Origin of the sequence: Bacteroides sp. AF39-11AC, from assembly GCF_003474285.1 — a bacterium.
Taxonomy (GTDB): Bacteria; Bacteroidota; Bacteroidia; order Bacteroidales; family Bacteroidaceae; genus Bacteroides.
Genome location: NZ_QROH01000002.1, coordinates 402785 through 427282 on the forward strand (window position 1 = coordinate 402785; position 24498 = coordinate 427282).

Below are 24498 nucleotides of genomic sequence, written 5' to 3' on the forward strand. Positions count from 1 at the left end.
ACACTCAATCTAGACTTTATCTTAATAATTCCAAAACCCTCCACCCTTGTTTTATATTATTTTTACTCTCCAAAACAAACTTACGAGCTTTAGCACCAAAACTCATAAGTTGTTCCTCTGTATGTGAAAGAGCTACTCTAATAGCTTCAGCATATCCTGCTACAGTCTCTTCCTCAAAAAGATACACATATGGATAATACTCTTGTGGCATTCCTGGAAGTTTTGTAGTTAGAAGTGGAGTGCCTGACACCATATATTCCATATTCTTTGAGGGAAAAGAATATTTTGTAAACTCCTCTGTAGAAAAACGAGGATTAATCAACAAAGATGCTCTCAATTCTTCTTCTACTACTTCTTCATTAGGAACAACACCACGATATTCTACACGAGAATACCGATGACATACTTCCTTCAACTCTTTTACGTATGAACCATTACCAAACAGAATGAGATGAGCGTCTACATCCGATTCAATGAATCCTTCAACCAACATTTTGAGGCCATACTTCTCAAAAAGGCCACCAGCATAAAGCACAGTACGAGGAGAATGTTTTTCTCCCATTTCTATTTTTTTATCCTTTACAGATATATCACAAAGTGCTTCCATAACCATATATGGACGACACTTAGGATTGACAATCTTATTCATCTGCTCAGTAAGTAGTACATATTTATTAAATGAGTTCACATAAAGATTATGGAACCTATAGGCACAAGAAGAAATAAAACTTACTACTTTACTTTTATCGTTATCCACCATCATTCCATAAATATCAGTTACAACACCCACACTTTGAATTCTATTAATTTTAGTTGCCAATAAAGAACCCATACAAGCACTCACATTCAATACGTCACATATGATGGCTTTTTCTGTTCTATGACTCAATCCCCAAAAAAACACATAGCAAAAAGTATAAAACATCACACAAAAGTGTTTTATTATAGGTAAGTTAATGAATGGAATATATTTATATAATATTCCATTTTCCTCCTCATGTCCCATACAAACTATAATCTTAGACGAAATGCCTCTAATAATAGGTGGATTGGTGAATGCAACTACATTAGCACCATTTGCATTTATTCCTTTTACTAATAATCGACTAAATTTCTGTACCGAATACCCTGGATTATTTCCTGTTTCTTTATAAATCTGATTAATTAACTTCTCTGAAGAAAGAGACGAAATATATAAAATTTGCATTATATTGAAAAAATTAAGCGATATGACCAAAAATGAGCTAGTACACAAACAGTACCAATAGCAGACAGAATATAGAGCCTAATATATTCTTTCCTCCCTTCCTGCTGAAGTATGGCACAAATAGACCAGCCGATGAATAAAGGCATCTGCATAATAATGCGGTTTGTAAGCATCAGACTTGTAGATAGAGCAAAAGAGAGTCCGGCAGTTAACACAAATAATCCCCAATAGTAAAAATCATGCTTCTTATTTTTTAAGACCAGATATAATGAAAAAAGATAAACATATACCATAGGAATCTTATCTCCATATCCAATAGATGTTGTAAACAAAGGAAGAGCATTCTCAATGCTAGCGTAAGCTGCATAATGATTGTCAGAATTTTCGGCAACTACTACCGTGAGATTTACCAAATATGATGGTGAAATATAACCTATTATCAATATAGCCAAAAAGAACAATATGACAATCTTCCTATTCAGATTTACTTGTTGCATGAAAAAAGCTATCATATATAACAGAACAAAAATAACTAATGAGAAATGAGTGAATACTGCTCCAATCACAAAAAGAACAGCGATTGTTTTATTATTTTTATTAAACTGAAAAAAAGAACAATACATGAAAGCAATGGCTGCAAGATTTCGTGAGATTTCTTGCACCCAAATAAATGGGGCAGACATTAATATATAAAAAAGAATAATACCTCGAATCCGTTTCAATCCATAATTTCTCCTCAATAACTCACATATCACTATATAATAAATAGAAAGATAGAGAGTTGTTACTAAATTCAAAGGAATTCCTGCCCTATTAGCTAAATATAATGAAGAGGAATAAATAAAGTCTATATGTATAGAGATCTGAGATTCAATATAATCTAATATGTTATGATAGTGTAGCACATCGTCCTTTACCGAATCGTAATATCTAGTGATATCCAATGCATCGGGAAACACATAAAAATGCATTGATGCATACAATAAAAGAACTAAAAAAAAATAAAACCGATATGGCGGTTTCTCTCTATATTCCAATGACAATGATTGATTCATGCTCAACAATGGCAATACTCAAATTTATTAACGTATCTTCAAGTAATTTCCAAGTATCAAATCCCACTCTTTCGGAACAAACTTTCCATTCCCTGAATTCGGGTAAAATGTTATTTCTCCAAAATAGATACTACCATTGATATTGTATAAATCAATCCTTGAAAATAATAAGTCAGCAGATAACTTTTCAGCGATTCCTATCATATCTGATAAATTAATTGGAATATCAAGTTTCTTATCGAAATCTGGCAAACATATTAATTCTCCAAATTCCTGAATATCTGCATTCCTATTATAATAATTTGCACGATGCTTGGTATTTCTATCAAAATCTATCTTGAAAAATTTTACATTTCCATTAAAACAATAAAACTTATAGTCAATCAAGTCAACATTTTGTGGATGAGTATTGTCCTCCATAAACGTCTCTGCCATAATACGAGGCTTGATACCCTTATAAGCCCATTCCCCCATATTTTTATAAATGTCATAAGCCATTGATTTATGAAGTTTCACCCTTGCATCCGCCTTATCAAATTCTCGTTTATTCCTACAAATAACAATTCCCGAATTTCCTCCTCCATTTGTGGTTTTTAGAACAAATTGATCCGGCAAAGAGTCAAAATCAATTTCATCAAATGTATTCCATATACCCAACGTAGGAATAATATATTCCTTACCTATGACATTTGTGACATAATCCTTGACAGCAAATTTATCCACCAAAATATGATATTTAGGATTATGATCATGCAATTTCAACCAATTGATTTTTTCATTAAATGTAGTAGGATTCTTCAAATTTGGTTTCTTACCTATCGACAGCCAATACATTCCATATACTAAAGCTTTTTGATCATTAAAAAGCCTAGCATATCGTAATACAACCCCAATCACTAATCTTGAAGGTCGGTCCAAGATTCTTCTCAATTTAATTAATATATTCACTGCTTATTCTCATGTTTTATGACATCCTTGTATATATTCAATAATGTATTTATGAGTATATCAGGATCGTGTTTTTTACGATACTTCACTTTTGTTGTAGTAGAGAATTTTTGAGCCAATTCATCGGATTCAAATATTCTACTAATATACTCAGCAAGCATATTTGGTTCATTGTAACAATAGAGAAAACCTTCGGTATTATGTTCCAACATGTCCATATTCCCTCCCACAAACGAAGCTATACAAGGAACACCTATGATTGTAGCTTCAGCAAGAGAATTAGGTGCATTCTCAATAGAAGAAGGAATAATGACAACATTTACACTTGCCATTTTTATCGCCATCTCCTCAGCAGAGAGTGTCCCCGTAAAATGAACAAGGTCATCAATATCAAATTTTTTTATCAGATATTTTAGAAACCTCATATATCCGCTACTAGATAGTTTCTGTCTCAATTTGGTCGGATGTAAACGATCATATCCAGCAACATAGAGCTTTATATCGGGATATTTTTTCTTAAGTTTGGCAATAGCTTCAAATACGAAATGCAAACCTTTTAGGGGAGTTACAGCTTGACTCACAAACAGTGTATGCCTTTCCATTCTGTCAATGCTCCATTCTTGATTAAAGAAAGGCTCACGTATCATTCGAGGGCAAAAATAGTATTTTAAATTTGGATTGATATTCATTGACGATACACGATCCCAAGTAGAACGCCCCTCCACATATTTTACATTGAGCAACTGCCTCTGTTCATTCTTGGATCTTTTGATAAAAGAATTTCTACCAGAGAAAAATCCCGTAGGCACAAATAAGTCCTGCAAAGCAGTGAAACGTAACATTGTAGAGAAATCAATGCCAGCGTAATAGTGATGCTGATATTCTGTCAAAATACCTTGCAAGGACACAATGATAGGCAAATCTGTATGATTAAACAATAATATATTGTGTTTACCTTCTGTACCATATGCATGGATAATATCAGGCTGAAAATCACTTATAATTTTCAGCCAATAATCTATCTTGTCACAATTCATAGGCAAGATATAATATCTTACCCCATCTAAATCGTATATTTTCATTTTATTTACATTGGCAATAGTAGCCATTGCAAGAGAAACGTTATCAAATTGGGTAATTTTTATGCTCATAGCGTCTACCCATGAAATAGCATGTCCACTCTCAAAACCAAGTTTAGCAGCAACCTTAGGCATTAAACTATTTATTGTCCAAAGTATTCTCATATTTTGATGTATTATAAAGGTAGAATCCTGTTTATCAAGTCGTATAAAATTATTAGGGAATCGTTTTATTTTGAATACCCAACATATCTTCAAAATAATACAATAGTTTATCTCTGTGTGCTTCACAATTAATAAGATTAAATAATTGCATCAACCACTTTCTTGAAACTAATGAAGGCAACAGTTTTCTGCATTGAGCAGCACGTATCCATCGATTTTGAATAGGTTCAAGATAAAACCCAACAATTTTCTTAGAACTTCCATAATACTTATCAGTACTCACCTTCAGCTTTGTAGCATCAGTAATAATTTCGTTTATCGATTTCAAAGATTGTTCAAAGGCATTTAAATCCAATAGTGTTACTGTTGGTTCTTCCTCGCATTGACTATACGGGATAATTCTAAAAGATATAGATCGTTCAAATGAGATTTCAACCATATATCCATAATTCCACTTGTCATTTATACGAACAGGTTCTATATCAAAACAAAAATTCCCCAATCCATAGAAGATAGGTTTATCATGATATATCTCATAGCCACTGTAACAATGTTGATGATGATTTACCACTACATCCGCTCCAACATCGATAAAAAAACGATAGGTTTCTTGCATACGAGGGGAAGGCAACTGATAATGCTCATGACCACCATGTACAATTACTAACACATAGTCAGCTTTCTTACGAGCTTCCAGAATGCTATAATATTGCCTTATAGGATTAAGCGGGTTAGCACCAGCTTTCATTTCTGTTGCAATAGAAAACTCATGTTCACAACAATTGATAATAGCAAGGAGCATACCTTTAATATTCTTATATAATATAGAGGATGATTCATTTATATCACTCCCAAACCCTACTGTATCTATCCCTGCTTGTTCAAGTAATAATTTCGTAACTTTACCATTGTAATCTTTTTGATCAAGAATATGATTATTTGCTAATGTAACACATTTAAATCCCGCATATTTAACTGCATCTATACTTTCTGGTTGCCCTTTTAAACAAGGTCCATATTTATCAATTGGAGATTCATTTCCTTTTACTATAGGAAACTCAAAATTAACTATGCTATAATCTGCCGACTCTACTATAGGCTTTATATCATAAAACAATCTATCAAATTCTTTCCTCTTTATACTTTCAGACACTCTATATCTATCACAAAAGTCGCCTGCTATTAATACTTTCATTGGAATAATCTATTTATCAAAGACCTGAAATGCAAATATACTTTCATAGGAAAAGAAGGCCTTTGCCATGTTATTTTATACATCTTATTTTCAAACTTTATACTAGGCAAAGGAAAAGGAGGCTCATTTTTTATTGAATAGTATTCATCAGAATATATTGCTTTAGTATTAAATATACTAACTTCCTTTGATTTATTATGTGTACCGACTAAGCCTATATTACTAACAAGTAACACTTTGGGATAAATGCACATCGCATTATTCATAAACATCATATAATGAAAAATGCCATCCCAGCATTTTGTTCTTCTCAAATTGTTCACATTATCTTTTATGATTCTAATTCTGTCTTTACATTGTTTTTTTTCTGGGAATAAATACTTTATTTTATCAGATTTAAGAAAATCATCTATTTTAATCAAATCCCAATCAATCTTATTCCATCGATCTCTCCATGATGCCCATCCATAAATTTGAAACATATAAGAATATATATAATCATACCCTTCAGGATTGTAACTAATATAGTTATCTCCACTGATCATCCATACTTTTGTATCATCACGGAATTTTTCAATTAACTGATCACAAAAACTAAAAAAACCCATTGTAGGCACGCAATCTTCTTCAAGTATAATACCTTGTTCTTCATTATCAAAAAGCCAAGTTATAGCTCCTCTTAACGAATCATAAACATTAACACATTCATCTCTAAACCAAATATGTAATTCACAATTCCAATCAACTTCACTGATATAGGAGCGAATCTCTTCATTACGTTCTATTTCACCTTCTTTTTCAATTCTACCTTTATTGGAATAAAAATAAAGTTTGCTTGGTTGAGCTGCCCTTATGCTATCAAATGTCTTTCGAGCATAGTCTGGTCGTACAAAAGTTATGAATAAAACTGGAGTTTTTACCACTTCTCTAAATTTTAAAAATATCTTCAATTCTAGAATTAGGCAATTCTCCCAATTCATTTTTTATTTTATTCCCATCAATTCGCAAACTTTTTATATCGCCATCCCTACGAACTTCTTTGCCAAAATACTCATCTCGACATGGAACATGATATACAGCAAACAAACGTTCTATTAGATGTTTAATACTCAAAAATTCACCACCTCCAATATTATAGATCCCTGATGGAATATTTTTATTAATTGCTTTATCTACCATCAGAATCATCTCTTCAAGAGTAATAAATTGACGAGTTTGCAAACCTGCACTAAAACTCGGAGCTGATGGATTTTTACCTGCATTATAATCCTGAAGATATTGAAGAGTATAAGGAATAAGGCGCGTTCCTGGCTTCAAATCATCTTCAGAAAACATATTAGGTAATATAAAGTGATAATAAACAAAATCTGATTTAAAATCATTCATATATCGCCCGTATAATCTTTTACTTAAACCATAGTCATTCGTAACCGAAAAAGCAGAACATACTACTTCTTTCTCAGTAAATGCTCTACCACATTCATTATTGAGACCTATCTCCATATATGACCCAAAAGAAATATACTTACCTTTATATCCTCTCTTTTTCAACTGCAAAGTTATCTCAATTGGAACATTCACATTTAGTGCATACATCAATGAGGAATCTGTTTTCAATGCAGCTTGTACTCCCGCTCCAGATGCATAAATAATAATGTCAGATAAAAGGAGGGCATCATACTTAAGTTCATCTGTTAGCAAATTTACTCGATAGAAGTTATTATATGTATAGCCTTTAGGTACATCAAGTCCATAAACATCGACTTGACATCCTTTCTTAACAAAAAAGTATTTTGTAAGAGCAACAGATAACATTCCGTTAGTTCCTATAATTGAAATTATCATATTCTATTTATGTTCACCAATTAAAATTGAGTCAATTCTTTTTACGACAGGGATAAGCAAGCAGGAAATAAATAAAACTATTGAACCATACAGTATCGCTTCTATTTCTGGATAATTCTGAATACTGAATGGTAATAGCTTAAATAACAGGGACGATGCAATTACTAAAGCAAAAGCATAAATAGACAATAGTGAATTATCAAGAATAATCGCTAGCATAAGCGTAGATACACAAAATACTAATGCAGTCATTATAAATAGTGAATAACTACCATATTGAAATAATGACATCGCAATAAGAGACTTATCGCCGCTATTTAAGTTGAATAAAATACACCCTAATAAATTGCAAAGAATTTTGCTGTATCTATAAACGTTATTCGCTTTTAAGTCATTACCTACCTATAAATTTATCTATTTCTTCTACACAAAGGTTATAAACATCTTCTGTTTTATACCTCTTATACCAGTCTGCAACAAGAGCAATACACTGCTGCATATTCAATCTTGGTTTCCATCCCAAACGAGTTTTAACTTTATTTATGTCAAGTGTCAACAAATTCGCCTCATGAACAGCATTCAAATCTGATGAATCTTTCAGCACACCAAATTCGAAATTTTTTACAAGCTCTGTAACAACTTCCCAAACAGTTGAAACTGAATCATTCTCCGGCCCAAAATTCCAACCTTCACAATACTCAGTAGGATAATTCCACATTTTTTGAGCAAGCATCATATAGCCAGAAAGAGGTTCCAATACATGTTCCCAAGGACGAACAGCCTTTGGAGAACGAATATTAATTACCTTACCCGCTTCCAATGCACGAATGCAATCAGGAATAATGCGATCTTTTGCCCAATCACCACCACCGATAACATTACCAGCTCTTACAGAGGCAATGCTAACAGCATGCTTTTTGCCATAATCAATTGGATTAAAAAAGCTACGGCGCCAAGATTGGATAGCGATCTCACATGCTCCCTTTGATGAAGAGTACGGATCATATCCCCCAAATGGATCAGTCTCTTTATAGCCTTGTATTTGCTCCTTGTTGTCATAACACTTATCAGTGGTAATCATCACACCTACTTTAACACTCTTTGTAACACGAATAGCTTCCATTATATGAATGGTCCCCATAACATTCACTTCGTAAGTGTCCACAGGCTGTTCATAACTTAAACGAACCAAAGGTTGAGCTGCAAGGTGAAACACTATTTCCGGCTGATATTTAATAAAAATTTCTTTCATCCTTTGACCATCACGAATATCCGCCCTTATATCAGCTTTTATTCTACGACCTATACCTGAAAGGACAAAATTGTCTTTTTCTGAATAAGAGTCAAGTGAAAGCCCTACCACTTCTGCTCCCTGCTCATGAAGCCAAATAGAAAGCCACGACCCCTTAAAACCCGTATGACCAGTAACTAGGACTTTCTTACCTTTATAGAAATTATTGAAAATATCTATCATAATTATTCTATTGTATAAGCTATTGTATCAGAAGGGTCATAAAGCTTGTCTGTATATGCAAGCAAAATAAAGTCTTCATCACTATTATTTAGCACTATATGAGCAACATTATTAGGAATAAAGACTGTGATAGCTTTTTCAAGAGACATTTCTATATCCAATTTTTCACCTGTGTTAATGTCTTCAAGTTTCAATATTGCACGCCCTTCAATAATAGTAAACCATTCCACTGCCTCAGGATGATAGTGGCCTCCCCTCGCTTGTCCTGATTTAGCCATCGTCAGATAAATTTCACCAGTATGGGAAGGAATACCTTTTTCTGTACCAGTAATAGCCTTTAAGAACCACCCTCGATTATCTGTTATGAAACATCTATTAATAATTGTAACTCTTTCTACAAGTGATGCCATATTCTATCCGATAATTAATTTATTCTTGTATTCTAGATTTGGCACCTGACGATCCCATTTTTTCCAAGGAGCTTTATCCTCAGCAAGGAGCTTCTCCAACATATTCTTTTCACGAATATTATCCATACATTGCCAGAAGCCAGTATGTACATATGACATCAACTCCCCCTTCTCTGCCAACTTAGCAAGTACAGTCTTTTCAAAAACACAAGTATCATCTGTAAGATAATCAAAAATATCAGGCTGAAGAACCATATAACCTGCATTAATGGGGGTACCATCACTGATATTCTTCTCACGGAATGATCGAACTGCATTATCTCCATCAATATCAAGAACACCTTTCTCTTGGGACATTTTCACTGCTGTAAGAGTTGCCACTTTACCATGTAATTTATGGAATTCAACAAGTTTAGTGATATCCACGTCACAAACACCATCTCCATAAGTCATCAAGAATGGTTCATCACCTACATATTTCTGAATACGTTTAATACGTCCTCCCGTCATGGTATTATAACCAGTATCTACAACTGTAACTTTCCAAGGCTCCAAACTGCTCTGAAGAACAGTTATTTCATTCTTACCATTTCGAAAATCAAAGCTAACATCTGAATTGTATAAAAAGTAGTTTCCAAACCATTCTTTAATATACTCTTGTTTATAACCTGCACAAATGATAAAATCAGTATATTCATAATGTGCATATTCTTTCATTATATGCCAAAGAATTGGCATTCCACCAATCTCAATCATTGGTTTAGGCTTAAATTGACTTTCTTCACTAATACGTGAGCCAAAGCCACCAGCTAAAAGAACTACTTTCATAATCTACTTTTTACCTTATGGACCACTGTTTTATTTATTATATTTATCATTATCATTTTTTCATCTTTTGTAACACCAAAAAAATAAATAGAAATACATGTCCACAAACTAGCAATAACCATGTAAAGAAATGTAGCTATGATAGCATGAGGGAACAGCATCTTTAATAAGAGAAGAGGTAAAAATGCAAATGCTGTTGAAAGAAAAGATGGTACCAAAGTACGTTTTACATATTCCTTCATCTTAAAAGAAGTAAGTTCTATCATAATGTATAGTTGAAACACGAGCGTCACTACTGTGAGGAATAACATTACGACTACATTAATATATGGCGGTAATCCAAATTCATAAAGAATAAAGATAATAGGGAGAAGAGCTAAATTAATCAAACTATAGCCTATTTGATTCTTTTTGACTTTACCCGTAGCCTGAATTGTAGCATCAAATCCAGCACCTAGATTAGAAAACATTCCATTTACTAACATGAAATTAATAAATATCATTGTAAATTCCGGTGGATCACCCAACCAAATAATCAACAAGTCATCCATACATAATAATAATGGTATGGCTATTATATTCATACATAAATAAGAATAACGCGACATTGCATAAACTAATGTTAATGATCGACTTTCATCTCCCAAGCTTTGGCTCTTCATGATTTGAGGTATGGCTGCTTGACGGAGAGTAGTTGTAAATTGACTCACCGCATTACTAACTTGGGAAGCTAATCCAAAAGCAGCATTTAGAATAGTGCCAAAAAAATAATTAATAATCATAGCTGCGCCCTGCAATTTACCCATTACAGCCACTGTTCCCAACGACATCCACCAAGCAAACCCAAGTACAGCTTTATAATCATCAATATTTTTATTAAAGTTCCATTTAACCACAGCTGCATCCTTAATTCTACAATATATTTGATAGGCAATTGGTGACAACAACTGTATTAAAGCAAGAATTATCGCATAAATACGGAGTCTATTTCCATCCATATACATCAGGAGTACTATAAGTAATAATTTTGTAATTGCACTCAAAGAGTCAACTACAGACATATATAAAAATTTCTCCCTCGCAATAATCAATCCATTCATTGGAACTGTAATAACTACAAAAGCCGTTGTCAACAAACTTAAGTGAAGTACAAATAATGCATCAGGAATCTTAGAAGGATCTATATTTAAATAATTATTAACATAAAAAACGCCTAATGTCTCACCAATAATCAACAAGAAAACTGCCAAAATTAGGTGAATAATGAATATTGTATTATAGACTCTATTAGGGGCGCCCTCTTCTTTTCCTAACTCTACAGTCATATAACGGTAAGATGTTGCTACCATAGTAGTGCTTAAGGTGTTTAACATAGCAACAACACCACCAACCACATTATAAAGCCCATAGTCACTGGCTCCTAATGCGTCCAATATGAGGCGTGATGTCACAAAACTGATGGCAATATTAATAATCAGTTTTATATATAGAACTGTTGTATTTAAAACTATTTTTTTATTATTTAAGGAATTATCAGACATTATTACTTCCCATTTATGCACTGTTGTCGAAAGTAGCCAAATCCATCATCAACCTTATGCAGCCAAGAATCTTTATTTCGTAAAAATTTAAGTGTAGAATGAAAATTCTTTGGTTTGGCCATTTTACCTCTCTAACTTTTAGTTGCCCACTGTTCCTTTCTCCAAACCATTTTATCCACCACTCCCGTATAACTCTGAATAAGCTTCACAATCTTAGTCGATACATTCTCATCAGTGTAATTCGGTACCGGTAATCCATTATCACCATTCTTCACCATCTCAACAGCTGTACCCACTGCCTGCAAGAGATTGTATTCATCAATACCCGCAAGAATAAAACATCCCTTATCAAGCGCTTCAGGCCTCTCTGTAGAGGTACGGATACAAACCGCCGGAAAACTATGTCCTACAGAAGTAAAGAAAGAACTTTCCTCAGGCAATGTACCAGAATCGGACACTACTGCAAAAGCATGCATCTGGAGACAATTATAGTCATGAAAGCCAAGAGGCTCATGCTGAATAACGCGAGGATCAAGCTTAAAGCCACTGGCAGCCAGTCTATTCCTTGAACGCGGATGACAGCTATAGAGGATTGGCATATCGTACTTCACTGCCATCCTGTTGATAGCCGTAAAAAGGGAGGTAAAGTTCTTCTCCGTGTCGATATTCTCTTCACGATGAGCGGAAAGAAGAATATATTTTCCTTTCTCCAATCCAAGTCTTTTATGGATATCAGATGTCTCAATCTCAACAAGATTTTCATGAAGCACTTCAGCCATGGGGGAACCACTGACATAAGTACGCTGGGGAGCTACACTACTCGCATTAAGATAACGTCTCGCATGTTCACTGTAACAGATATTGACATCAGAAATAATATCAACAATTTTTCTATTGGTTTCTTCAGGAAGGCATTCATCAAAACAGCGATTACCGGCTTCCATATGAAAAATAGGAATATGGAGACGTTTGGCTCCAATCACAGAAAGACAACTGTTGGTGTCCCCCAAGACAAGAACCGCATCAGGTTTGAGTTCGACCATGAGCTTATAGCTTTTGCCAATAATGTTGCCCATGGTAGCACCAAGGTCATCCCCCACGGCCTCCATATAAACGTCAGGATCAGCAAGCTTGAGGTCTTTGAAAAAGACACCATTAAGATTATAGTCATAGTTCTGCCCCGTATGGGCAAGGATAACATCAAAATACTTTCTGCACTTATTGATGACGGCAGCCAAGCGGATTATTTCAGGACGTGTGCCTACAATGATGAGAAGCTTAAGCCTGCCATTATTCTTAAATGATACCATATATTTTTATTCTACAGGTTCAAAAAATGTGTCGGGATGGTTGGGGTCAAAGCACTCGTTACACCACATAAAGGTGACGAGATTTTCTGTTTCCGACAGGTTGATAATGTTATGGGTATATCCGGGAATCATTTCCACCACTTCAATCTTATCTCCACTGACCTCGAAACTGATAACTTCGTCAGTATCAATCTTGCGGAGTTGAATCAGACCATGACCGCTAACTACCACAAACTTCTCATTTTTTGTATGGTGCCAATGTTGACCTTTAGTGATTCCAGGCCTGGAAATATTGACTGAGAACTGGCCGCAACCGACTGTACGGATAATTTCAGTAAAACTACCCCGATCATCGATATTCATCTTAACAGGATAAGTGAACTTATCCTTGGGCAAGTAACTGAGGTAAGTGCTATAGAGCTTCTTTACAAAGGCCTCTGACAGATCGGGAACTCCCAAGGTCTGCGGCATCTCCTTGAAAGAATAGAGCAGATCTACGATATCACCCAAGGTAATAGTGTATACTACAGGTACTACACAATAGTTGCCATCGTAATGTTCAGACTGGTTCAAGGCAGCTATAAGTTCTTCAACCACGTCATCGATATAAACCAGATTCATCATAACACTAGGGTCGTTGACCTGTATGGGGAAATCATTGGCTATGTTATTGCAAAAAGTAGCGACAGCACTGTTATAATTGGGACGGCACCATTTACCGAATACATTTGGAAAGCGGTATACCAATACCTTGGAACCGGTTTCCCTAGAGTAGGTAAACATCAACCGTTCGCCTGCACGTTTGGATTCGCCATAAGGATTATCTAAAGAAGCTTGGGTGGATGAAGAAATCATCACCGGACAAGTGTTATGGTGCTTCTTGAGAATATCCAACAAGGTGGAAGCAAAACCAAAATTACCTTTCATGAACTCTTCAGTATCCTTAGGACGGTTCACCCCAGCCAGATTGAAAACAAAGTCGGCTCGCCGACAAAATCCATTCAAGAGCATAGGGTCCGTATCAAGGTCATATTCCATCACCTCAGAAATAGTGACAGGATAGTTTTTGGCCTTACCGGACATAATATTCTTGAGTTGGGCACAAAGATTCTTACCGACGAATCCATGCGCCCCTGTTACTAAGACCCTCATAATTCTATTCGGAACGAATTTCTTTAGCCTTACTTCTTGGTTCGAGACCAAGATCTTCACGAATAAAACGGAGTTTGAGAAGAAGATTCTTCATACCTGTAATATCAAGACGGCGGGTATTATGGCTATGGTAATCTTCTATTTTACTGACTTCTTCACTACCGCTAGTAAAAAACTTGTCATAGTTAAGATCACGGGTATCACAAGGTATCCGATAATAATCTCCCATATCAATGGCCTTGGCCATTTCCTCACGTGTGACAAGGGTTTCATAAAGTTTTTCTCCGTGCCGGGTACCAATAACTCTAACTTCCGTCTCACCATACTTCGGGTCGACCTGTGCATAGGTCTGCTTAAGAGCCTCAGCAAGAACATCAAGAGTGGCAGCAGGGGCCTTCTGTACGAAAAGATCGCCATTCTCACCATGAGTAAAGGCATAAATAACCAAATCTACCGCATCATCAAGAGTCATCATGAAACGGGTCATATCAGGATCGGTTATCGTAACAGGTTTGCCTTGTTCCATCTGTTCTACCCAGAGGGGAATCACAGAACCACGGCTGGCCATCACATTGCCGTAACGGGTACAGCAAATGGTAGTTTGCGCATTCTGTCCGAGTTCACGCCCCTTGGCAATGGCTACCTTTTCCATCAATGCCTTGGAAATACCCATGGCGTTGATGGGGTATGCTGCTTTATCAGTAGAAAGAACAACAACGTTCTTCACTCCATACTCTATGGCAGAAAGGAGAACATTATTGGTACCTACAACATTAGTCATGGTAGCTTCCATAGGAAAAAATTCACAGGAAGGTACTTGCTTAAGGGCAGCGGCTGAGAATACGTAGTCCACTCCCCTCATAGCAATATCTACAGATTGTCTATTGCGTACATTACCAATATAGAACTTTACTTTAGGGTTCTGAAGGGCATGACGCATATCATCTTGTTTCTTTTCGTCGCGGGAAAAAATACGGATCTCTTTGATGTCGCTATCCAAAAAGCGACGGAGTACAGCATTACCGAAGGAGCCCGTACCACCTGTTATCAACAGGACTTTGTCTTTGAAAATGGACATGATTATTTATTTCAGTATTTATTTTTTCATATAAAATATTTTATACCATTCGGCAAATTTACGTAGACCATCACGAAGTGGAGTATGAGGCTTAAAGTTGAAATCACGCTCTAAAGCAGTGGTATCAGCATAAGTAATAGGAACATCACCTAGTTGCATAGGAACAAGCTGTTTATGGGACTCGAAATTATAGTCTTCAGGAAGAATTCCGGCACGAATAAGCTCTTCCTGAAGTATCTGCACAAAGTCAAGCAAGTTCTCAGGATTACTGTTACCTATATTGTAGACCTTGTACGGAGGTACAGGTAAACCATCTTCTCCGATTTTGCGTTGGGGAGCACCATGTATTATACGTTGTAAACCTTCAACTATGTCATCAATATAAGTGAAGTCACGTTTACAGTTACCGTAGTTAAAGATCTGAATAGTATCTCCTTTTATTAGTTTATTTGTGAAACTAAAGTAAGCCATATCAGGTCTTCCCGCAGGTCCGTAAACAGTAAAGAAACGAAGACCTGTGGAGGGTATGTCATAGAGTTTACTATAGGCATGCGCCATCAGTTCATTACTCTTCTTAGTAGCGGCATAAAGACTGACAGGATTATCAACTTTGTCATCGGTACTATAAGGAACTTTTGTATTACTACCATAAACAGAACTGGAAGAGGCATACACAAGATGTTGTACCCCACTCTGCCCATTGTCGTAACTGTGACGGCAGGCCTCGAGGATATTGTAAAAACCGATAAGGTTACTTTCAATGTAAGCATCAGGATTAGTGATACTGTAGCGAACACCAGCTTGTGCAGCTAGATTAACCACCACATCGAAACGGTAGTCAGTAAAAAGCCTATTGACGAGAGCTTTGTCAGCAAGGTTACCCTTGATAAAAGTATAGGTACTCTCAGGATATTGAGCCGCAATCTGTTGTAAACGGTTGAGACGATACTCTTTAATAGTGATATCGTAGTAGTCGTTCACACTATCGAGACCAACTATCCGAATAGGACTCTCAGCAATAAGGAGCCGCTCCACCAAGCTAGAACCGATGAAGCCGGCAGAGCCGGTAACTAATATGGTCATAAAAAAAGGTTAGTCCCTACGGAAAATATCACGGGTGAATACTTTATCTTTTACATCATCCAAACCTGTATCATAACGGTTAGCAATGATAGCATGGCTCATCTGTTTGAATTTAGTAAGATCATTCACAACAGCACTACCAAAAAAAGAAGTACCGTCTTCAAGTGCAGGTTCGTAAATGATAACCTGTGCACCTTTGGCTTTGATGCGTTTCATGACCCCCTGTATGGATGATTGACGGAAATTATCAGAATGGGATTTCATGGTAAGGCGAAAGACTCCTACCACTATTTGTTGTTCTTTCTGCACATCCCACCGACTGGAAGCCGTATAGTATCCAGCTTTTCGGAGTACTTGATCTGCAATGAAATCCTTGCGGGTACGATTACTCTCCACAATGGCTGTCATCATATTTTGAGGTACATCTGTATAATTGGCAAGTAACTGCTTAGTATCCTTGGGCAGACAGTAACCACCATAACCGAAACTGGGATTATTGTAGTAGGTACCAATACGTGGGTCAAGTCCAACACCTTGGATAACGGCTTGTGCATCAAGTCCTTTTACTTCAGCATAGGTATCAAGCTCATTGAAGTAACTGACGCGTAAGGCCAGATAGGTATTAGCAAAAAGTTTCACAGCTTCAGCTTCCTTGATACCCATAAAAAGAGTTGGGATATCTTCCTTGATGGCTCCCTCTTGCAGCAGAGCAGCAAAGGTTTTAGCGGCCTGCTCAAGCATAGGTACATCGGTTATTGCTTTAATAGATTCGTTTTCAGCACCGAACCGATCGTCGTCCATAATCTTGGGATAACCTACTATGATGCGACTGGGATAAAGATTGTCGTAAAGCGCCTTACTCTCTCGAAGGAACTCCGGTGAAAAGAGCAAATTAAACCGCTTAACTCCTTGCTGAGCATACTTGACATAAAGACTACGACAGTAGCCCACAGGTATGGTAGATTTGATGACCATAACAGCATCAGGGTTAACACTCAACACAAGATCAATGACATCTTCAATATGGTGGGTGTCGAAGTAGTTCTTCACCGGATCATAGTTAGTGGGAGCGGCAATAACTACAAAGTCAGCATCTTTATATGCTGCAGCCCCATCAAGGGTGGCTGATAAACACAATGGCTTTTCTGCCAAATATTGTTCAATATAATCATCCTGAATAGGAGATATCTTATGATTGATCTTATCAACCTTTTCGGACAGTACATCGACTGCCACTACTTCATGATGCTGTGCCAGTAAAGTGGCAATGCTCATCCCGACGTAACCAGTTCCGGCTACAGCTATTTTTATCTCGTTAAATTCGCGCATGAAAAGAACTTAGATTAGATAATAATCTTATTATATTACTTCAAAAGGATAAGGATTTTCTTCAATATTCTTCAACTCTTCTATTGCCTCTGTTTGCTCAGTTATCAAAGCCGACTTATTCCAATTGTCTATAATGCTATGAGCTTCTTGAAGCATAGACTCCTCATAAACTTCACCATAAGTATAAGTCAACAGACGAACCTTAAGCAAAGAATCGGGAAGTTTCTCCAAAATATTATAGATTCGATCTAAAACAGCTTGTTTTTTCTGCCCTTTATCCCCATAATCATAAATGGTAGCATTATAGCCCATCAGAAGAGCCAGACACAAATTGGCTTCTTCCTCAATATTGGAACTCTGAGAGGAAAAAAGGGAATCGGCCTTGACGAGAAGTTCCTTATTTAACCGACAAAAAGTATCGGAATAGATAGGTTCACCGTCCATACCAAGATACATCAACTCATGAGCAGCATGTTGAAGCTCAAGAGCACGAGAAAGTAAAGAATTCATTTGGTATATGATTAAAATATGATTAATCTCAATTAAGATAAGACTACTTTATCATTTTCAGATAAGATTTGGGCACTTTGACACTGGCAACTAAAACACCTTTGATACGAATAACGACATAAGTTTTATTGGATTCCGTAGCTATTTCACCTTCAATGCCACAAAAATCTCCTTTCACGACTTTCACTTTGTTTCCTATAGCGAAAGGTTCAGTATCAAAACTAACCCCATCAGGATTCAAGTCCATGACAAACATGAAGTCTTCCATTTGCTTATTGGGAACAATCAGCATAGAATGGGTGGAAAGATCCTTCATATAAAAAAGCTGGGCACTATAAACATTAGAAATATCACAAGCAACTTGTTTGGTGGCACAAATGAAGATCAAATTTCGAATAACAGGAACTTCACTACGCTTACGACGGTATTTCAGTTGTGATATAACAATTCGTGTGGGAAGATAGTAATCAATATCCAAATTTTCCTCAGATTTAAGTTTATCTAAGAATCTTCGGACTGCAAATTCTTGCTTATCACGAGTACGAGCCGCAAACCAATATTTTTGATTTTCAACCACTTATATAAAGAAAAAGGAGAATTTCACGATTGTTTCGGGTGCGCTTCGCGGTTTGAATGAGACATATTCTCTTCCAAACCGTACAAACAGGTATTCCAGCTTAATATACTGTAAACGAATCTATTAAAACAGAAAAATGACTTTTAATCGTTCGTTTAATGGGCACAAAGGTAATGGGTATTTTTTGAACTTGCAAGGTGTTTAATAAAAATATTCCTAAATGAATATTTTATCACAGTTAAATATTTTATAATCAACATTATACTGCTAATAATAAAGGAATTTAATATCCTTTCATTTTTGTGCTTTCTAACCTTTTTCTTTTTTGTAAATCTTTACGTATATTAAACGAACGTTTTTTAAACACCCCCTTTTCTCCACACCATCCACCTATATATCAACTACATACACCACATTCAAAAACTTTCAGAATCATTTTTTCTGTCAAACCTATCTATTTTCAAAAATAACATAGTACTTTTGTCATTTTTTTACATTTTATACGTATTTAAATATTTAACTAAAAAACAAGAAAAATGAAAAAAGAAATGAAGGCTGAAAACCTTGAAAAAAAGAGCCGGAACAGGCACAGAAATTAACTTCAAAGAACAATGTATCAGAGACTAAGAGAAAACCCGGACGCCCTAAAAGTAAAGCAGTAAGAGGCATCCTCCATAAAGATCGGAAAAAGGGAATGAAACTCTTACTCAATTTAAGAGAAGAAGGATGCTTTGGTAATAAAAACGAAGTATCTATAAAAGAATTCGCAGAATGGGCAGCAAAAGGTAAGTTCTTTCTATCCGCTCAAGATAATCATTTAGTTTCAAAGACAATAGAAGAGGAAATGGGAGAAATATTAAGAAGCGAATTTCCTCGTAAAATAAATAAAAGAGGAAAAACATCAAAAGAATAATCTACAAAATAATCGGACAATAATTAAATAGTTATATCCTATCTACAATTCGCTATATCTTTGCCCCCGCTTTAGCAAAGATTAAGCCCCGCAAATGAGAAGATGCCGCTTTTTCAAAAAGTGACATCTTCTCTCTTTTTATGCCTGACATAAACACCTACTAAACAATTTAAAATTCAAGAATTTAAAATTAAAATGCAATGAAAAAGCGAAAGAAGAACGCTTCACTTCACGAAGCACTCAGAAAGAAATGGGCAATACGTATTATGCTTGAAAAAGAATATACGAAAAGCGCAGCACAGTGGATGACGGACAGACTGGAAAACCTTATTGACTACATGCTCTATGGATATGCTCTCATAGCATATTACAAGCAAGACGGAACATTCAAGTTTGTAAAAGCAACCCTACTACCCTATGAAAGCCACTTTCATCAAGGATACGATATACAGCGTATCGAAGGACACGTTGTGTATTGGGACGTAGATATACAAGCATGGAGAAGCTTCCAACTGGAGAACTTTCTGGAATGGAGACCGGTAGTAAATTAAGAATTAAAAGTTTTAAATTAAAAGTTATGGCAATGACGTATGGAGGGATACAATATTATCCCATATCAGTGGTACTCTTTGATGAAGTACCCATGGAACTGACCGAGGCAAAGTTCGGCATGAAAGGAACGGCAGCAGTAATGAAACTGTTGAGTAAAATATATAAAGAAAGCGGATATTACCTGCTTTGGGGAAAGGAGCAATGTACCCTCTTCACTAATAAGGCCGGCAGAGAACTTACAGAAGATGAGATGCAGGGAATTGTAGATATCCTGGTAGAAAAAGCATTCTTTGATAAAGAGACTTATGAGAAATATGGCATATTGACATCCGTGGAGATTCAGAAAGTATGGCTTGAAGCAACCAAACGTAGGAAAAGGGACTTAGCGTCCCTACCCTACATGCTGGTAAAAACGGAAGAAGAGACGAAGGAAGATAAAACCAGAAAGGGAGAAAAAGATACAGACTGTATGCAAAATCCACAAAATAGCATGCAGCATGTAGACAATTCACCCGAAAATGCAGACAATTCCGGACAAAGTATAGCAGAGCATAGTATAGGAGAAGAAAATAAAGAACTTCCCCCTCTAACTCCCCTTGGGGAGAACGGAGGAGGAACGACGGATATTTCCTTCTATGAAATCCCCGGATATGCATATAACAAAAAGACGCATAATTTAGAATGCTTATTACTCAGACTGGACCAACTGTGTATCATTGACCCGAAAGAGATCAAAAGCATACTGAAACTCTCGAACTACGGAAAATTAGGAGGGTATGTATGGAAGGTGATCAGCAATGCACGATGGAGCACAGTAGATTCGAAAGGAGCATACCTGATTTCATCCCTGAGAAAAGAGAGAAATAACCAGTAGAAAATACATACTGATTATCAAAGCATTACAAGAAGTTAAATTCCTGTCAACAGGAATTTAACTTCTTGTTGACAAACTCTTAACTTCTTGCAAACAGGAAATTCTAACGAAGTATGAACTTCAGCGTTCCACCTTTTACCAGTTCTTCATGACTGATACGGTAACGGGATAATTTCTTCCCGCCTAACTCCATCTCACGGATGTATAAGGATTCCGCCGAAGGACGTTCAGTTTCTATCACCAGCTTATCGCTTCCCCAAGTATCAGGGTCAAGGCGAATCACTACCTTATCGAATACAGGTGTAGTAAGAGTATAATACGGAGCACCGGGACAGTCGGGGTAGAATCCTATCATGTTAAAGATGGCCCATGTAGACATCGTACCGGTGTCATCATTACCGGGGATACCGTCGGGAGCATTCTTAAAATATTTCTGCAAAAGCCGCTGGGTCTCCTTTTGCGTACGCCATTCTTCACCCTTGAAATAAGAAAAGAGATGAGCATAAGCAATATCGGGTTCATTGGCAGGATCATAGAGTCCATCGTCAAAGACACGCTGAAGCTTTTCAATAAAAGGTTTCTGTCCACCCATGAGACGGGCAAGTCCTTTCACATCGTGAGGAACATAGAAACTGTAGTTCCAAGCACAACCTTCATGAAAACCGGGATTCGGTTCAAAATTTTCTCCCTGTCTCGGATTGAAAGGTGAATAGAACTGACCATCAGGCAAAATGGGACGGAAAGTACCAAATTCCTTACTATAATAGTGTCTATATCCCAGTGAACGGTTATAAAAAAGACGGGCATCAGCCTTCTTACCCAAAGCATCCGCCAGCAGGGAAAGAGAATAATCCGCAATGTAATACTCCAATGCATGAGAGACCGAATTATCATACTGTTCACGCAAAGGTACATATCCCAATGACATATAATCATCATTATCCGGCCTCAGCAAATTCTCGGCACCGGGCAAGGTGGCAGATTTATACATAGCTTCATAAGCCAGATCGATATCAAAATCGCGTAGGCCTTTCAACCAAGTATCAACGATAACAGGAATAGACGGGTCGCCCTCCATAGTTAACGTTTCACGTCCGTAGAGTTCCCATTTGGGGAGCCAACCATGTTCACGATACATATCGAGCATGGAACGCACCATTTGTAACTGACGTTCGGGGTAAACCAACGTAAGGAGTTGGTGAACGTTACGGTACGTATCCCAAAGCGAGAAAACAGTGTAACGGTCTCCATCTGTAGTCAGTATTTCATTACTCTCCATAGCAGGATATTGCCCATTGACATCTTGCAAGATATTGGGATGTATCAATGTATGATAAAGGGCAGTATAAAAAACAGTTTTCTGTTCTTCCGTTCCGCCCTCGACAAGGATACGCGAAAGGTCCTCATTCCAACGCATACGGGCATCTGTCAATACCTGACTGAAATTCTTTCCACTTTGTTCTGTATCCAGATTCAGGCGGGCATTTTCGATGCTGACAAAAGAAACTCCCATTTGCACTTCGATCTGTTCACCTTCCGTTGTGTTGAAAGTAAGAAAAGCACCTATATCATCTCCGGCAATTTCCTTACGATAACGGGTATAAAGTTTATAGTGTCCGTTATCGGGATCCCATTCAGCTTCAACTCCGGTCATGGGACGTTGTTTTTTCCAATAACCGCTGGATACCGGTTGCTTGTTGACACGCATTACAAAATAAATGGGAAATACTGCCTGGGGGTTATAGCAGAAAGTTCCCAATAATTTCATACCTTCAAATTCGGTGTCATTCACCTGTTTCAAGAAAGCACCGGTTTCATTCGTCAGTCCTTCACCTAAATTCAGTAATACATGGCTTTGTCCGGCAGGAAACGTGAAACGTGAAACACCCGTGCGGGGAGTGGCAGACACCTCGGTCTTTACATTATAGCGAGTGAGAAAATTACTGTAATAACCCGGAGAAGCCTGTTCATCTTTATAACGACTTCCATACTCCTTGTAATCTACGGACAATTCACCCGTAGTAGGCATCAGCAATAAAGATCCCAGTTCGGGACACCCCACACCACTCAGATTGACATGCGAATATCCGGTAAAAAAGCAATTGTGATACTCGTAAGGAGTAGACCACCAACGGGCATCTTTATCATACTTATTATCTTCCGATCCCATCACATTGAAAGGAACCACGGACATCATTCCATTGGGACAGACCGCTCCCGGATTAGTAGTTCCGAAGTTGGTAGTACCAATGAAAGGATTGACATAGCTTATAGGTAAAGCCCCATCTCCACCTCCGGCAAATGCCGGAAGCAGACAAAGGGCAGAAAGTGTGTAAGCCAATAAAATACGTTTCATAGTCAACTGATTCTTTAAGGGATTAACTACACAATGCTGTTTTTCTTCGTAAATTCTATGATTTCCGAAATATAACCAAAGGCCATACCTACAACTGTATCGGCAGCGCCATAATATACTGCCACTTTATCTCCATCCTGCAAAGAAGCACAAGGGAATACTACATTGGGCACATCTCCCTGCAATTCATAAGGAGCAGCAGGAGCAAGCAAGTACGGACGTGTGCGATACAATACCTTTGCCGGATTTTCTTTATCAAGAATAGCCGCTCCCATAGAATAACGGAAACCGTTGCAGGTAGTAATAACCCCATGATAGAATATCAACCACCCCTCTTCAGTAAGGAACGGTACAGAACCGGCACCTATCTTCGTACACTGCCATGCACTTTCAGGGAAAGGAGTAACTTTCATCACACAACGGTGTTCTCCCCAATATTTCATGTCCGGACTGTAACTGATGTAAATATCTCCAAACGGTGTATGACCATTATCGCTCGGACGACTCAGCATAGCATATTTACCATCTATCTTCTGCGGAAAAAGTACCCCGTTACGGTTAAAAGGCAAAAAGGCATTTTCGCACTGGAAGAATTCTTTGAAGTCGAATGTATAGGCGATACCGATAGTAGGTCCATGGTAACCATTACACCAGGTTATCCAGTAACGGTCTTCAATCCAGGTGACACGCGGATCGTATTTATACTCAGACTCTATCATCTCCGTATTCCCCGCCTTGAAACAGATAGGCTCATGGTTTATTTCCCAATTGATTCCGTCTTTACTAAAGCCCGCAAAGATATTCATCTGCACTGCCTTATTGTCACAACGGAACACACCGGCAAATCCATCTCCGAACGGAACTACCGCACTGTTGAAAATACTGTTGGAAGTCGGAATGTGATAGCGTCCGATAACCGGGTTTTTAGAGTAACGCCACATTACATCTGAGCAACCTTCCGGGCGTTCTTCCCAAGGCATATTCATCATCTGTTTCATAATTCTTCTATTTATTAGT

23 protein-coding genes are annotated in these 24498 nt (G+C 37.1%); 3 read left to right on the forward strand and 20 right to left on the reverse strand.

Annotated features, from left to right (window positions below; all coding sequences use genetic code 11):
* Positions 1 to 16: 16 nt before the first annotated feature.
* The 18 genes from DW036_RS04300 to DW036_RS04385 all read right to left on the reverse strand — a co-directional run bounded on the left by DW036_RS04300 (position 17) and on the right by DW036_RS04385 (position 18786).
* Positions 17 to 1207 carry a glycosyltransferase gene (locus tag DW036_RS04300; RefSeq protein WP_118461572.1) on the reverse strand — a complete coding sequence of 397 codons (1191 nt, stop codon included), beginning with the start codon at positions 1205 to 1207 and terminating at the stop codon, positions 17 to 19.
* A complete protein-coding gene (locus tag DW036_RS04305; RefSeq protein WP_147401432.1) occupies positions 1207 to 2262 on the reverse strand; it encodes an EpsG family protein in 1056 nt (351 codons plus the stop codon). The genes DW036_RS04300 and DW036_RS04305 overlap by 1 nt, the downstream gene beginning before the upstream one ends.
* Before the next feature lie 27 nt (positions 2263 to 2289).
* Positions 2290 to 3210 carry an ATP-grasp fold amidoligase family protein gene (locus tag DW036_RS04310; protein ID WP_233560292.1) on the reverse strand — a complete coding sequence of 307 codons (921 nt, stop codon included), beginning with the start codon at positions 3208 to 3210 and terminating at the stop codon, positions 2290 to 2292.
* Positions 3207 to 4454: a glycosyltransferase family 4 protein gene (locus tag DW036_RS04315; protein WP_147401433.1), complete on the reverse strand. Its 1248-nt coding sequence runs from the start codon at positions 4452 to 4454 to the stop codon at positions 3207 to 3209. The genes DW036_RS04310 and DW036_RS04315 overlap by 4 nt, the downstream gene beginning before the upstream one ends.
* Before the next feature lie 52 nt (positions 4455 to 4506).
* A complete protein-coding gene (locus DW036_RS04320; protein WP_118461578.1) occupies positions 4507 to 5649 on the reverse strand; it encodes a CapA family protein in 1143 nt (380 codons plus the stop codon).
* Positions 5646 to 6629: a hypothetical protein gene (locus tag DW036_RS04325; protein ID WP_118461580.1), complete on the reverse strand. Its 984-nt coding sequence runs from the start codon at positions 6627 to 6629 to the stop codon at positions 5646 to 5648. The genes DW036_RS04320 and DW036_RS04325 overlap by 4 nt, the downstream gene beginning before the upstream one ends.
* Positions 6577 to 7494: an NAD(P)-dependent oxidoreductase gene (locus tag DW036_RS04330; protein WP_118461582.1), complete on the reverse strand. Its 918-nt coding sequence runs from the start codon at positions 7492 to 7494 to the stop codon at positions 6577 to 6579. The genes DW036_RS04325 and DW036_RS04330 overlap by 53 nt, the downstream gene beginning before the upstream one ends.
* A gap of 394 nt (positions 7495 to 7888) precedes the next feature.
* Positions 7889 to 8968: a CDP-glucose 4,6-dehydratase gene (rfbG, locus tag DW036_RS04335; RefSeq protein ID WP_187374551.1), complete on the reverse strand. Its 1080-nt coding sequence runs from the start codon at positions 8966 to 8968 to the stop codon at positions 7889 to 7891.
* Positions 8969 to 8970: 2 nt separating this feature from the next.
* Complete coding sequence (locus DW036_RS04340; RefSeq protein WP_118461586.1) at positions 8971 to 9378, reverse strand: WxcM-like domain-containing protein; 408 nt, start codon at positions 9376 to 9378, stop codon at positions 8971 to 8973.
* A 3-nt stretch (positions 9379 to 9381) separates the two neighbouring features.
* Complete coding sequence (gene rfbF, locus DW036_RS04345; protein ID WP_118461588.1) at positions 9382 to 10206, reverse strand: glucose-1-phosphate cytidylyltransferase; 825 nt, start codon at positions 10204 to 10206, stop codon at positions 9382 to 9384.
* Positions 10203 to 11747, reverse strand: coding sequence for a lipopolysaccharide biosynthesis protein (locus tag DW036_RS04350; RefSeq protein WP_118461590.1), 1545 nt, complete (start codon positions 11745 to 11747; stop codon positions 10203 to 10205). The genes rfbF and DW036_RS04350 overlap by 4 nt, the downstream gene beginning before the upstream one ends.
* A 131-nt stretch (positions 11748 to 11878) precedes the next feature.
* Positions 11879 to 13057 (reverse strand): non-hydrolyzing UDP-N-acetylglucosamine 2-epimerase, encoded by a 1179-nt coding sequence (gene wecB, locus DW036_RS04355; RefSeq protein WP_118461591.1) that lies wholly within the window; start codon positions 13055 to 13057, stop codon positions 11879 to 11881.
* A gap of 6 nt (positions 13058 to 13063) precedes the next feature.
* Positions 13064 to 14209, reverse strand: coding sequence for a capsular polysaccharide biosynthesis protein CapF (locus tag DW036_RS04360; protein ID WP_118461593.1), 1146 nt, complete (start codon positions 14207 to 14209; stop codon positions 13064 to 13066).
* A gap of 4 nt (positions 14210 to 14213) precedes the next feature.
* Complete coding sequence (locus DW036_RS04365; RefSeq protein ID WP_118461595.1) at positions 14214 to 15287, reverse strand: polysaccharide biosynthesis protein; 1074 nt, start codon at positions 15285 to 15287, stop codon at positions 14214 to 14216.
* Positions 15288 to 15305: 18 nt separating this feature from the next.
* Positions 15306 to 16370, reverse strand: a complete 1065-nt coding sequence (locus DW036_RS04370) for an NAD-dependent epimerase/dehydratase family protein (protein ID WP_118461597.1) — start codon at positions 16368 to 16370, stop codon at positions 15306 to 15308.
* Positions 16371 to 16379: 9 nt separating this feature from the next.
* Entirely contained in the window at positions 16380 to 17699 is a 1320-nt protein-coding gene (locus DW036_RS04375; RefSeq protein ID WP_118461599.1) for a nucleotide sugar dehydrogenase, read from the reverse strand.
* A gap of 30 nt (positions 17700 to 17729) precedes the next feature.
* Positions 17730 to 18209 carry a UpxZ family transcription anti-terminator antagonist gene (locus tag DW036_RS04380; RefSeq protein ID WP_118461601.1) on the reverse strand — a complete coding sequence of 160 codons (480 nt, stop codon included), beginning with the start codon at positions 18207 to 18209 and terminating at the stop codon, positions 17730 to 17732.
* A gap of 43 nt (positions 18210 to 18252) precedes the next feature.
* A complete protein-coding gene (locus DW036_RS04385) occupies positions 18253 to 18786 on the reverse strand; it encodes a UpxY family transcription antiterminator (RefSeq protein WP_118461603.1) in 534 nt (177 codons plus the stop codon).
* Positions 18787 to 19480: 694 nt separating this feature from the next.
* Between DW036_RS04385 and DW036_RS04390 the strand changes: the two genes are divergently transcribed.
* The 3 genes from DW036_RS04390 to DW036_RS04400 all read left to right on the forward strand — a co-directional run bounded on the left by DW036_RS04390 (position 19481) and on the right by DW036_RS04400 (position 21125).
* The gene (locus DW036_RS04390; RefSeq protein WP_022394476.1) at positions 19481 to 19699 is read left to right on the forward strand and encodes a hypothetical protein; all 219 of its coding nucleotides are present in this window, start codon (positions 19481 to 19483) and stop codon (positions 19697 to 19699) included.
* 200 nt (positions 19700 to 19899) lie between these two features.
* Positions 19900 to 20250 carry an SH3 beta-barrel fold-containing protein gene (locus DW036_RS04395; protein ID WP_118461605.1) on the forward strand — a complete coding sequence of 117 codons (351 nt, stop codon included), beginning with the start codon at positions 19900 to 19902 and terminating at the stop codon, positions 20248 to 20250.
* Between the two features lie 26 nt (positions 20251 to 20276).
* The gene (locus tag DW036_RS04400) at positions 20277 to 21125 is read left to right on the forward strand and encodes a DUF4373 domain-containing protein (protein WP_118461607.1); all 849 of its coding nucleotides are present in this window, start codon (positions 20277 to 20279) and stop codon (positions 21123 to 21125) included.
* A 103-nt stretch (positions 21126 to 21228) separates the two neighbouring features.
* Here DW036_RS04400 and DW036_RS04405 read toward each other — a convergent pair whose 3' ends face one another.
* Positions 21229 to 23481 (reverse strand): GH92 family glycosyl hydrolase, encoded by a 2253-nt coding sequence (locus DW036_RS04405; protein WP_118461608.1) that lies wholly within the window; start codon positions 23479 to 23481, stop codon positions 21229 to 21231.
* 26 nt (positions 23482 to 23507) lie between these two features.
* Entirely contained in the window at positions 23508 to 24479 is a 972-nt protein-coding gene (locus DW036_RS04410) for a glycoside hydrolase family 130 protein (RefSeq protein WP_118461610.1), read from the reverse strand.
* Between the last annotated feature and the right edge of the window lie 19 nt (positions 24480 to 24498).